Annotated in this window: 8 protein-coding genes; 5 read left to right on the forward strand and 3 right to left on the reverse strand. The window is 65.0% G+C overall.

Going from position 1 to position 11,334, the window contains the following annotated elements:
* Nucleotides 1-56 precede the first annotated feature (56 nt).
* Complete coding sequence (locus BLT16_RS19375; RefSeq protein WP_089660587.1) at nucleotides 57-728, forward strand: metal-dependent hydrolase; 672 nt, start codon at nucleotides 57-59, stop codon at nucleotides 726-728.
* Here the strand turns inward: BLT16_RS19375 and BLT16_RS19380 are convergent.
* From BLT16_RS19380 to BLT16_RS19390, 3 genes are read right to left on the reverse strand one after another with little or no spacing between them, the layout of a single operon-like run.
* Nucleotides 704-2,086, reverse strand: coding sequence for a sigma-54-dependent transcriptional regulator (locus tag BLT16_RS19380; protein ID WP_089660588.1), 1,383 nt, complete (start codon nucleotides 2,084-2,086; stop codon nucleotides 704-706). The genes BLT16_RS19375 and BLT16_RS19380 overlap by 25 nt on opposite strands.
* The gene (locus BLT16_RS19385; protein WP_245701779.1) at nucleotides 2,079-3,986 is read right to left on the reverse strand and encodes a sensor histidine kinase; all 1,908 of its coding nucleotides are present in this window, start codon (nucleotides 3,984-3,986) and stop codon (nucleotides 2,079-2,081) included. Before BLT16_RS19385 ends, BLT16_RS19380 begins: the two co-directional genes overlap by 8 nt.
* Nucleotides 3,979-4,755 (reverse strand): GntR family transcriptional regulator, encoded by a 777-nt coding sequence (locus tag BLT16_RS19390; protein ID WP_089660589.1) that lies wholly within the window; start codon nucleotides 4,753-4,755, stop codon nucleotides 3,979-3,981. The genes BLT16_RS19385 and BLT16_RS19390 overlap by 8 nt, the downstream gene beginning before the upstream one ends.
* Before the next feature lie 378 nt (nucleotides 4,756-5,133).
* On the opposite strand from BLT16_RS19390, the gene BLT16_RS19395 reads away from it, so the two are divergent.
* From BLT16_RS19395 to BLT16_RS19410, 4 genes are read left to right on the forward strand one after another with little or no spacing between them, the layout of a single operon-like run.
* Nucleotides 5,134-5,889, forward strand: coding sequence for a (Fe-S)-binding protein (locus BLT16_RS19395; protein ID WP_089660590.1), 756 nt, complete (start codon nucleotides 5,134-5,136; stop codon nucleotides 5,887-5,889).
* The gene (locus BLT16_RS19400; RefSeq protein ID WP_089660591.1) at nucleotides 5,886-7,319 is read left to right on the forward strand and encodes a LutB/LldF family L-lactate oxidation iron-sulfur protein; all 1,434 of its coding nucleotides are present in this window, start codon (nucleotides 5,886-5,888) and stop codon (nucleotides 7,317-7,319) included. The genes BLT16_RS19395 and BLT16_RS19400 overlap by 4 nt, the downstream gene beginning before the upstream one ends.
* Nucleotides 7,316-7,987: a LutC/YkgG family protein gene (locus BLT16_RS19405; RefSeq protein ID WP_089660592.1), complete on the forward strand. Its 672-nt coding sequence runs from the start codon at nucleotides 7,316-7,318 to the stop codon at nucleotides 7,985-7,987. The genes BLT16_RS19400 and BLT16_RS19405 overlap by 4 nt, the downstream gene beginning before the upstream one ends.
* Nucleotides 7,984-10,863, forward strand: coding sequence for an FAD-binding and (Fe-S)-binding domain-containing protein (locus BLT16_RS19410; RefSeq protein WP_218124475.1), 2,880 nt, complete (start codon nucleotides 7,984-7,986; stop codon nucleotides 10,861-10,863). Before BLT16_RS19405 ends, BLT16_RS19410 begins: the two co-directional genes overlap by 4 nt.
* Nucleotides 10,864-11,334: the final 471 nt, after the last annotated feature.

Genomic DNA, 11,334 nt, shown 5'->3' on the forward strand with positions numbered 1-11,334 from the left:
TTTGCAGGCCTAGGCAGGCGATAATCTGGTATTTTATCCAGTATTGGCGCCCTTGCATGGCCGACTTTCGCACTCACCTCAGCGTGGCCGCCGGCGGCGGTGCCTTGCTGGCCCACGGCGGCTGGCAGGCGGGCTTGTGGGGGGGCGTCGAGAGCCTGCCGCTAGTGGCGCTGGTCACCCTGGGCGGCATCCTGCCGGATATCGATGCCGACCACTCGCGGGCGATTCGCCTGATCTTCAATCTGCTGGCGGTGCTCGCCGTGGTGGCCGGGGCGCTGCTACTGCAGCATCGCCTGACGCCCGGCGAGCTGCTGGTGGCCTGCGGGAGCCTCTATCTGACGGTGCGCTATGTGGCAGGGATGATCTTTGCGCGCTTCACGGTACACCGCGGCAGCTGGCACTCGCTGATGGCCGGCGCACTGTGTGGCCTGATCACCACGGCGCTCAGCTATGGCCTGCTGCAGCAGAGCCCCGATATGGCCTGGACGTTTGGGGTAGCGCTGGGGCTGGGCTATGTGATTCATCTGCTGCTCGATGAGCTGTACAGCGTCGATCTGGTCGGTGCGCGCATCAAGCGCTCGTTCGGTACTGCGCTCAAGCTATGTAGCCTGCGCGCCCCTGGCCATGCGCTGATCATGCTCATGGGGGGAGCGGCCCTGATTCCCTGGCTCCCCCCGCTCTCCTCACTGCTGGAACTGGTTGCTCAGGGCGGTGCGGTCTGGCGATAGTCGTCGGCCTTGAGGGCGTATTTCTTGAGCTTGTCATAGAGCGTCTTGCGCGGCAGGCCAAGATGCTCGCAGACCTCAGGGATGCGACCCCGATGGCTGGCCAGCGACTGGCTGATCAGGCTCTTCTCGAACAGCTCGACCTGCTGCGGCAGCGCCATGTCGCCGGGGCCCGGTTCGATGCCTTCGAGCAGCGCGTCGAGGCGATAGTCGCAGGTGGCGCCGAGCAGCACGTAGCGCTCGGCCAGGTTGCGCAGCTCGCGCACGTTGCCAGGCCAGTCGTGGGCCAGCAGCACCGACATGCCGGCGTTGTCCACCGGTGGCGCCTCGAGGCCGCTGCGGTTGGCGGCAACCACTGCAAAGTGCTGGAACAGCAACGGGATGTCCTCGCGGCGCTCACGCAGCGGCGGTACTGGCAACGTCACCACGTTGAGCCGGTAGTAGAGGTCTTCGCGGAAATCACCGGCCTCGGCGGCGGCCTTGAGGTCGACCTTGGTGGCGGCGATCACGCGGATATCCAGTGGCACCGGTTCGTTGGCACCAAGCCGCTCGATGCTGCGCTCCTGCAGCACCCGTAACAGCTTGACCTGCAGCGCCAGCGGCATCGACTCGATCTCGTCGAGGAACACGGTGCCGCCGTTGGCGTGCTCGAATTTGCCGATGCGCCGCTCCACGGCGCCGGTGAAGGCGCCCTTCTCGTGGCCGAACAGCTCCGACTCGATGATGCTTTCGGGCACCGCACCGCAGTTGATGGCGACGAACGGGCGGCCACCGCGGGCGCTGCGCTCGTGCAGCGAGCGCGCCACCAGGTCCTTGCCAGCACCGGTCTCGCCGAACAGTAGTACGTCGGTTTCGACCTGGCTGATACGCTGGACCATCGAGGCGAGCCGCTGCATGACGCCGGTGCGTCCCACCAGCCGCGGCCCGGGGGCTGACTGCTGGGCCTCGAGCTCGGCCTTGAGTTCGCGGTTCTCGAGGCTCAGACGGCGCTTCTCGACGCCACGTCGTACCATCTCCACCAGCCGCTCGCCGGCGAAAGGCTTCTCGAGAAAGTCCCAGGCGCCTTCGCGCATGGCTTCGACCGCGGTGGAAATGTCGCCGTGGCCGGTGATCAGGATTACCGGCATATCGGGGTCGCGACGGCGCACTTCGCGCAGCAGTGCCATGCCATCCATGCCTGGCATGCGGATGTCGCTGACCACTACGCCGGGGAAGTCCGGCGCCAGCGCCTCCAGCGCGGCCTCGGCGCTGGCGTGGGCCTCGGGGGCATAGCCGGCCAGCTCGAGGGTCTGGCTGGCAGTGATACGCAGGTGCTGCTCGTCGTCGATGATCAGGACCGGAGGCGGAGCCGGCTCATGCATGGGGGGTGGACTCCTGCTGGCTGAGGGTGGTGCGTGCGCTGCTTTCGCCATCGGCGGGTAGACGGATGGTGAACAGCGCGCCGCCTTCGGGGCGGTTGGCGGCAGCGAGCCTGCCGCCGAGGTCGTCGATGATGCGTGACGAGATCGACAGCCCCAGGCCTAGGCCGCTGCCCGGCGACTTGGTGGTGAAGAATGGCTCGAAGAGTCGCTCGAGGTGGGCTTCGGCGATGCCCGGACCGTTATCGGCGACCCCGATCAGTACCTCGCCGTCGCGGCGCTCGACGCTCAGGGTGAGCTGCGGATCGGGCGTCTCGCCCATCGCCTGCAGAGCGTTGCCGATCAGGTTGACCAGCACCTGCTCGAGGCGTACCAGGTCAGCGCGTACCCAGACCTCTTGCTCGGCGAAGTGGCGCTCGACATGAACGTTGGCGGCGTTGAGCCGCGCCTGGTAGAGCCTTAGCGCATAGTCGAAGCAGGCAGCGACCGAGACCGCAGTGAGGGTCTCGCCGCTCTTACGCGAGAACTGACGCAGCTGGGCGCTGATCTCGGCCATGCGTGCGGTCAGTTCGACGATCTGTTCGAGATTGTCGCCGGCGGCGTCGGGGCGCTGGTGGGCGAGAAAGGTGCGGGCGTTCTCGGCATAGGCGCGAATCGCCGCCAGCGGCTGGTTGAGCTCATGATTGATGCCGGCGGCGAGCTGGCCGAGTACCGCAAGCTTGGTGGCCTGGATCAGCTCGTCACGGGTCTGGCGCAGGTTGTCCTCGGCGCGGCGGCGTTCTTCGATCTCGTCGGAGAGGCGCCGGTTGGAGTCGACCAGGTCGCGGGTGCGACGTTCGACGTTGAGCTCCAGTTCATCGCGGGCGCGAGCCAGGGTCTGGCGCTCGCGTTCGGCGAACTCCTCGCGTTCGCGACGCAGGCGCAGGCGCTGCCAGCCAAAGCCGCCGGCGAACACCACCACGCCGTACAACCCGCCGGCAAGCAGGCCGGCCTGCCACTGGGCGCGCTGTACCTGCTGCTTCGGCTTGAGAATGTGCATCTCCCAGCCGAACTCGGGCAGGCTGCGGTTCAGCAGCAGATACTCCTGATCGGCCAGCGGACCGTCGTTGAAGCCCACCAGCAGGCTGCCGTCGCGGTGCCGGTCGAGAGCTTCGATGCCGGCAGCGGAGAGCGGCTCGTCGGCGTAGCGGCGGGTGCGCAGTAGGGCGCGGCGCTCCTCTTCGGAGAGTGGCTGCATGGCGCGCATGCGCAGCTCCGGGCGGCTGGCCATGAAGATGATGTCATCCTGGTCGGTCACCAGTAGCTCGGCGTTTTGCTCGGCCCAGCTCTCCTCAACGGCGTCGAGCAGTACCTTGACCACCATCACGCCGTCGGGTCGACCATCGTCCTCGTCGTCGAGGTACACCGGAGCGGAAAAGTAGTAGCCGCGCTCCAGCGACTGCACGCCAAGACCGTGGAAGCGACCCAGGCCGCCGGCGATGGCGTCCTGATAGTAGCTGCGAAACGCATAGTTCTGGCCGATGAAGGTGTTGGGCATATGCCAGTTACTGGCCACCAGGGTATTGGCGAAATGGTCGAGCAAGTAGATGTCGGAGACATCGGTGGTGGCGCGAAAGCGATCCAGCATCAGGTTGATGGGCATCGGATCGTGAGCGTCAGGGTTGGCAAGGAAATCTCGCACGCTGCTGCGCGAGGCGAGCAGTTCGGGCAGGTAGTCATGGCGCGACAGGTGCCCTTCGAGGCCGGTGGCGGAGAGCCGCAGTTCGTTCTCGGCCTCATCGCGCAGCGTCTGAAGGGCTTGGTCGCGGGCCACCCAGGCGGCCTGCCAGACCACCAACACGAAGCCGAGCGGCGCTAGCAGCCACAGCCAGCGACGCCAGCGGGAAGCGCGGCGACTAACCACTGGCAGGCTCGGGCATCGCCTGCGCGCGGCGCAGGGCGCGCTGGGCGCGGGTCTCGACGCGCTCCATCTCCAGCAGCCCCTCCTCGACGTAGACGAGGTGTTCGTGGGCCCTGGTGCGCGCATCCTCGGCGCGTCCTTCGAGGATGGCGTCGAGCAGTGCACGGTGCTGCGTCATCAGACGATTGCGGGCGTCGGGCCGCTGAAACAGGTGGGCGAGGCTGTCGACGATGCTCTTCTCGAGCAGGTGGAAGGTACTGCGGATGGTGTGCAGTAGCATGACGTTGTGGGCGGCCTCGGCGATGGCCAGGTGAAAGGCCGCGTCGGCTTTGGCTTCGTGCGCCGGGTTGCGGCCGAGAAAGCAGGCGTCGAGCTCTTCGAAGCGTTGCACCAGCAGTGCCTTGTCGGCAGGCGTGGAGCGTAGCGCTGCATAGTAGGCAGAGATCCCTTCCATGGCATCGCGAAACTCGAGCAGGTCGAGGTTGAATTCGCTGTGGCGACTGAGGGTCTCCAGCAGCGGATCGCTGAAACGGCTGTTGAGGGTTTCGGTGACGAAGGTGCCGCCGCCCTGGCGGCTCGACAGCAGCCCCCGGGCAGCGAGCTTCTGAATCGCTTCGCGTAGCGATGGACGCGATACGCCGAAGCGCTCGGCCAGCTCGCGCTCGGGTGGTAGCCGGTGGCCGGGCTTGAGGCTACCTTCAAGAATCATCGCCTCGAGTCGCTCGGTGATCACGTCGGCGATACGCGGCTGTCGAACGGGCTGATAGGCCATGCGGAGTTCTCGCAGTGCGGGTGAAACGTGGGCGCGGGCATGGATTGTGGCAAAAACGCCGGCCGCTGTCTGGTGAAAATTGGTATTACCAAATTTAGACCATTTGGCGACACTCCTGCAATGCCGGTAGCGTGTTGTATTTGATGGAATTTCAATGGCTTAAAATCACGTCGGCAGGCTCGATACCAAAGTATAAAGCCATTGAGTGGGTAAAACCGGGCGGCGGGTTTGACACTCGAACAGCGCGCCCACTAAGGTGCATCGATAAAAATCGTAAATTGGTTTTACCAATTTCCCAGGGCGGGCGGTCGTAACCATGCGCACCAGCGAGGTGGCCGGCGATCCGGCGCGATGGGTCTTGGTGATGGAGAAGCAGCAATGGCACCAGTCAAGCTCTACCCCCCGAGGCCGGAGAAGGTCTATCTCTTCGGCACCTGTCTGATCGACATGTTCTATCCCGAGGCGGGGCTCGATGCCATTCGCCTTTTGGAGCGCGAGGGTATCGAGGTGATCTTTCCCGACGATCAGACCTGTTGCGGTCAGCCGGCCTATACCTCTGGCTATCACGACGAGGCCCGCGAGGTGGCGCGCGCTCAGCTTGGGCTGTTTCCCGACCCCTGGCCAATCGTCGTGCCCTCGGGCTCCTGCGGCGGGATGATGCGTACGCATTATCCTCAGCTGTTTGCCGGCAGTGTCGATGAGGCTCTGGCGCGAGACGTCGCCGAGCGGGTCTTCGAGCTCACCGAGTTTCTGGTTCACGTCTGCCACCTGCCGCTCGAGGACCACGGCGAGCCCGAGACCATCGCCATGCACACCTCGTGCAGCGCACGGCGCGAGATGGGACTGGCCGACACCGGGCCGGCCCTGCTCGCTAAGCTGGGCCAGGTCGAGCTGGTAGAGCAGGTGCGGGCCAGCGAGTGCTGCGGTTTCGGCGGCACCTTTGCGGTGCGCCACCCCGAGGTCTCGTCAGCCATGGTCGAGGACAAGACCCAGGCCATCGAGGCCACCGGCGCCAAGCATTTCGTGACCTCCGACTGCGGTTGCCTGATGAACATCGCCGGGCGTTTCGCCCATCAGGGCAAGGATGTGAAAGGCGAACACATTGCCAGCTATCTGTGGCGGAGAACCTCATGAGTGCAGCGGTACAGACCTTTACCCCCAAGGCCTTTCATCGCCAGGCGCATGATGCCCTGGGCAACCCGCAGATCCGTGACAACTTCCGGCGCGCGATGGACGGCCTGATGAGCAAGCGTCGCGATGTGTTCAGCGACTGGGACCTCGAGACGCTGCGCGAATTGGGCGCCAACATTCGCTTGCGTGCCCTGGCCAAGCTGCCTGACCTGCTCGAGCAGCTCGAGGCCAACTGCCAGGCCAACGGCATTCGCGTGCACTGGGCGGCCGACGGTGACGAGGCGTGTCGTATCATTCGCGATATCTGCGAGTCCCACGACGCGCGCGCCGTCATCAAGGGCAAGTCGATGGTGTCCGAGGAGATGCATCTCAACGACCATCTCGAGCAGGCCGGCATCGAGGCGCTAGAATCGGACCTCGGCGAGTACCTGGTGCAGCTCAACCAGCAGACGCCTTCCCACATCATCATGCCGGCGATCCATCTCAACACCGATGAGATCTCCGAGATCATGCACACCAAGACCGGCACCGAGCGCACCCGCGACGTCGACTACATGACCGCGGCGGCCCGCCAGCAGCTGCGCGAGCGCTTCATGGCCGCCGACGTGGGCGTGTCCGGGGTCAACTTCGCGGTTGCCGAGACCGGTACCCTGTGCCTGGTGGAGAACGAGGGCAACGGCCGCATGACCACTACGGTGCCGCCGGTGCATATCGCGGTGACCGGGATCGAAAAGGTGGTCGAGCAGCTGCGCGACGTGCCACCGCTTTATGCACTGCTGACCCGCTCGGCCACCGGCCAGCACGTGACCACTTACTTCAACATGATCTCAGGGCCGCGCAAGGCCGACGAGCATGACGGTCCGCGGGAAGTACATTTGGTGCTGGTCGACAACGGCCGCTCCAGCATCTACCAGGACGACGAGCTGCTCGACACCCTGCGCTGCATTCGCTGTGGAGCGTGCATGAACCACTGTCCGGTGTATACCCGGGTCGGCGGCCACACCTACGGCACCACCTACCCAGGGCCCATCGGTAGCATCCTGATGCCGCACATGCTGGGGCTGGAGGAGACCAAGGACCTGCCCACCGCCTCCAGCCTGTGCGGCGCCTGCGGTGAGGTGTGCCCGGTCAAGATTCCGATTCCTGACCTGCTGGTGCGGCTGCGCAAGGAGTCGGTCGGCGAGGGGCGCGGCAACGTGCCGGGTGCCGGCGTCAAGCGCAGCGGCAAGGAAGTGGCCGCGTGGAAGAGCTTTCAGTGGTTGGCCACCCATCCGGCCGCCTGGCGACGCTCCACGGCGCTGGCCGGCAAGCTGCAGGCGCTGATGCCCTCGAGTATCGGCCCTTGGACCGACCATCGCACCGCACCCAAGCCTGCCAAGGCTTCGCTGCATGCGCTGGTCAAGCGACACCGGCGCGGGGAGGGTGAGGCATGAGTAGCCGCGAGCAGATTCTCAAGCGCTTGCGCGAGCGCAGCGATGGGCCGTTGACCGCGCCCGTCAGCGACTTTGCGGTGGTCACCGGCCGCGGCTGGGATTCCGCTGAGCGGCTGGCGCGCTTCGAGCGGCTGATCGGCTCAGTGCATGGCGAGGTGGTGCATGCTCCTCAGGCCCGTTGGATAGAAGCGCTCAGCGAGGTGCTGGTCGCCAAGGGCGTGCGCCGGCTGGCGCTGGGGCGCGAGCACCCGGTGCCCGCCGAGGCGCGGCAGGCATTGGCCGATAGCGACATCGAGCTGGTCGACGTCGACCGCGATATCGAGGCGTGGCAGCGTGAACAGTTCGAGTCGGTGGATGCCGGTCTGACCTCGACCCGCGGCGGGATCGCCGAGACCGGCAGCCTGTGGCTATGGCCGACTGCCGATGAGCCGCGCCTAATTAGTCTGGTGCCGCCGATCCATATCGCGGTGCTCGACGCCGAGAGCATCGAAGACACCTTCTTCGATGTGGTGGAGCGCCATGGTTGGGCGCAGGGCATGCCGACCAATGCGCTGTTGGTCTCGGGCCCCAGCAAGACCGCCGATATCGAACAGACCCTGGCCTACGGGGTGCATGGCCCCAAGGCCCTGGTAGTCATCCTTCGCCACACCGCAGAGGTGCCGGCATGAATGGTGCAGACATGAACCCTTGGGCCGACCTCAAAGTCGCGCTGGCCGGGAGCATTCCCGCCGAGCGGCTGATCGACGACCCGCTGCGGACCCTGGCTTACGGCAGTGACGCCAGCTTCTATCGGCTGATCCCGCAGTTGATCGTGCGCGTCGAGAGCGAAGCCGAACTGGGTGAGGTGCTGGCCCAGTGTCATGCTCGCCGGCTGTCGGTGACCTTTCGTGCCGCCGGTACCTCGCTGTCCGGTCAGGCGGTGACCGACTCGGTGTTGATTCTGCTGGGGCGTGCCTGGCGCAGCCATCAGATTCTCGACGATGGCGCTGCGATCTGCCTGCAGCCGGGGGTGATCGGTGCCCGTGCCAATCAACTGCTGGCGCCCTACCAGCGCAAGATCGGCCCCGATCCAGCCTCCATCAACAGCTGCATGATCGGCGGTATCGCTGCCAATAATGCCTCGGGGATGTGCTGCGGCACGGCGCAGAACAGCTATCACACATTGCGTGACATCCGGGTGATGCTGGCCGACGGAGCGCTGCTGGATACCGCCGACCCTGCCAGCGTCGCTGCCTTCAAGGCCTCCCACGCCGAGCTGCTGGCGGGCCTCGAGCGGCTCTCCGCCGAGACGCGCGGCAATGGCCCGCTAGCGGACAAAATTCGTCATAAGTATCGGCTCAAGAACACGACCGGCTATGCGCTCAACAGCCTGGTCGATTTCCACGATGGTATCGAGATTCTCAAGCACCTGTTGATCGGCTCCGAGGGTACCCTCGGCTTCATCAGTTCGATCACCTATGACACCGTGGTCGACGAAACCGAGAAGGCCGCAGCGCTGGCTTTCTTCCCCGACATGCAGTCGACCTGCCGGGCGACCATTGCCCTCAAGCAGGCGCCGGTCTCGGCCGTGGAGCTGATGGACCGTGCCGCGCTGCGCTCGGTGCAGGATAAGCCGGGCATGCCTGAGGTGCTCAAGTCGCTGCCCGATGGCGCTGCTGCGCTGCTGATCGATGTGCGTGCCAACTCGGGTGAGGAGCTCGAGGCGCGCATGCAGGCGGTGCATGCCACTCTCGAGGGCCTCAAGACCTTGGAGCCGTTGGTGTTCACCCGCGAAGTGGCCACCTACGAGCTCTACTGGAAGATCCGCAAGGGGCTGTTTCCGGCAGTGGGGGCGGTGCGCGATACCGGCACCACGGTGGTCATCGAGGATGTGGCTTTCCCTGTTGAGCGGCTCGACGAAGGCGTGGCGGCGCTGACCGAGGTGTTTCACAAGCACGGCTATCCGGAAACGATCCTGTTTGGCCACGCCCTGGAAGGCAATCTGCACTTCGTCTTCCCCCAGGGCTTCGAAAAGCCGGGCGAAGTCGAGCGCTATCAGGCGCTGATGGACGAGGTGGCCCAACTGGTGGGCGTAGAGTACGGTGGCTCGCTCAAGGCCGAGCACGGCACCGGGCGCAACATGGCGCCCTATGTCGAGCTCGAATGGGGCAGCGATGCCTATCAGCTGATGTGGCAGATCAAGGCGCTGTTCGACCCCGACAACCTGCTCAATCCCGAGGTGATCCTGAGTCGCAACCCGACTCTGCACCTGGAGAACCTCAAGCCGCTGCCGGCGGCCGACCCGCTGGTCGACAAGTGCATCGAGTGTGGCTTCTGCGAGGCAGTGTGCCCTTCAAAGGATCTTACCCTGACGCCGCGGCAGCGTATCGTGGTGCGTCGTGAGCTGGCGCGTCTCGACGCCTTGGGCAGCAGTGCCAGCGAGGCAGAACGCCAACGTCACGACATCCTGCTTGCCGACTACGACTACCAGGGTATCGAAACCTGCGCCGCCGACGGGCTGTGTGCCACCCAGTGTCCGGTGGGTATCAATACCGGCGATCTGGTGCGCGGACTGCGTCATGAGCGCAATCTCGGCCAGGCGGGGATGGCGCGGCGTATTGGTCGGCACTTCTCCGGTGCCACGCGGGTGGCCCGCGGGGCACTGAATGTCGCCGGTGTCGGGCAGGCAGTGCTCGGTGAGCGTGGCATGGCGGTAGTCAGCGGTGGGATGCGCAAGCTCTCCGGCGAGCGGCTGCCGCAGTGGACGCCAAGCCTGCCGCGTGCGGCGTCGATCAAGGTGCTAGAGCGCGCGGCCAAGCGCGCCGATGCCGGGCGTGACAAGGTGGTCTATTTGCCTTCTTGTGCCACCCGTGTACTGGGCGCATCGCGTGACGATGACGAGGCGCGTTCGGTCATGGAGATCACCCTGGCGCTGCTCGACAAGGCCGGGTTCGAAGCGATCATCCCGGCGATTCCCGGCCATCTGTGTTGCGGCATGGCGTTTGCCTCCAAGGGGCAGTTCGATGAAGCCGAGCACAAGGCGCGGGAGCTCAACCGTGAGTTATTGGCGGCCAGCCACAACGGGCGTTATCCGATTCTATGTGACACCAGTCCCTGCAGCCTGCATGCCCGCGAGCACCTCGATGAGCGACTGTCCTTCCAGGAGCCGGTGGCGTTTGCCCACGATCACCTGCTATCCAGACTCGCGATCGAGCCGCTAGACGAGACGGTGGCGGTTCACGTGACCTGCTCCAGCACCCGGATGGGGCTAGCCGACAAGTTTGTCGCACTGGCTCGGGTTTGTGCCAAGGAAGTCGTAGTGCCCGCCGAGATCACCTGCTGCGGCTTCGCCGGAGACAAGGGGTTCACTACTCCGGAGCTGAATGCCTCGGCGCTGCAGGGGCTGGCGGCGCAGGTCGCGTCATGCAGCGCCGGCTATTCCAACTCGCGCACCTGCGAGATCGGGCTGTCTCAGCACAGCGGTATTCCTTATCGCTCGGTGCTGTCGCTACTGGATCGCGCGAGTCGCGCTAGGGTCGCGGAGGCCGCCGTGTCAGGCGCGTGATGCTTGGATGAACTTTTTCTTTCGGTGGGTCTTGCGTGGTTCCGGGTAAGTCCGTAAAGTACGCATCCGCTGCTGCCGACGGGCACACGTTGGTAGCGGTTTGGAGAGGTGCAAGCACTTGGTTTTGTTAGGTTTTTCTGGTCGGTTCGACGAGATAAACGATTGACAGAGCCGCCGGAAACGGTAGAATGCGCACCACTTGAACGGCGCGTCGCAAGACGCTCGAGCAAAGTGAGTTGGCAGCGACGAGGTCGCCGCGATATTCGCCGCCGAGGCTTGACAACGCACGCCGCTTCAGTAGAATACGCCTTCCTTGCAGGGCGCTAGGCCAAGGGCCTGGCAATGCAAGATGCTCTTTAACAATCGATCAGGTAATTCATGTGGGCGCTTGTCGATGACGAGGTGATCAGTCACCACATCATCAAGGCAAGCGACTCGTCACCGATCTTCGGATCGGAATTGAGTAAACGT

The sequence above is a fragment of the Franzmannia pantelleriensis genome, assembly GCF_900102875.1.
Lineage (GTDB): Bacteria > Pseudomonadota > Gammaproteobacteria > Pseudomonadales > Halomonadaceae > Franzmannia > Franzmannia pantelleriensis.

Bases quoted from the DNA above. Each gene is read 5' to 3' on its own strand.
- BLT16_RS19375 (WP_089660587.1), top strand. From the start codon at position 57: ATGGCCGACTTTCGCACTCACCTCAGCGTGGCCGCCGGCGGCGGTGCC.
- BLT16_RS19380 (WP_089660588.1), bottom strand. From the start codon at position 2,086: ATGCATGAGCCGGCTCCGCCTCCGGTCCTGATCATCGACGACGAGCAG.
- BLT16_RS19390 (WP_089660589.1), bottom strand. From the start codon at position 4,755: ATGGCCTATCAGCCCGTTCGACAGCCGCGTATCGCCGACGTGATCACC.
- BLT16_RS19395 (WP_089660590.1), top strand. From the start codon at position 5,134: ATGGCACCAGTCAAGCTCTACCCCCCGAGGCCGGAGAAGGTCTATCTC.
- BLT16_RS19400 (WP_089660591.1), top strand. From the start codon at position 5,886: ATGAGTGCAGCGGTACAGACCTTTACCCCCAAGGCCTTTCATCGCCAG.
- BLT16_RS19405 (WP_089660592.1), top strand. From the start codon at position 7,316: ATGAGTAGCCGCGAGCAGATTCTCAAGCGCTTGCGCGAGCGCAGCGAT.
- BLT16_RS19410 (WP_218124475.1), top strand. From the start codon at position 7,984: ATGAATGGTGCAGACATGAACCCTTGGGCCGACCTCAAAGTCGCGCTG.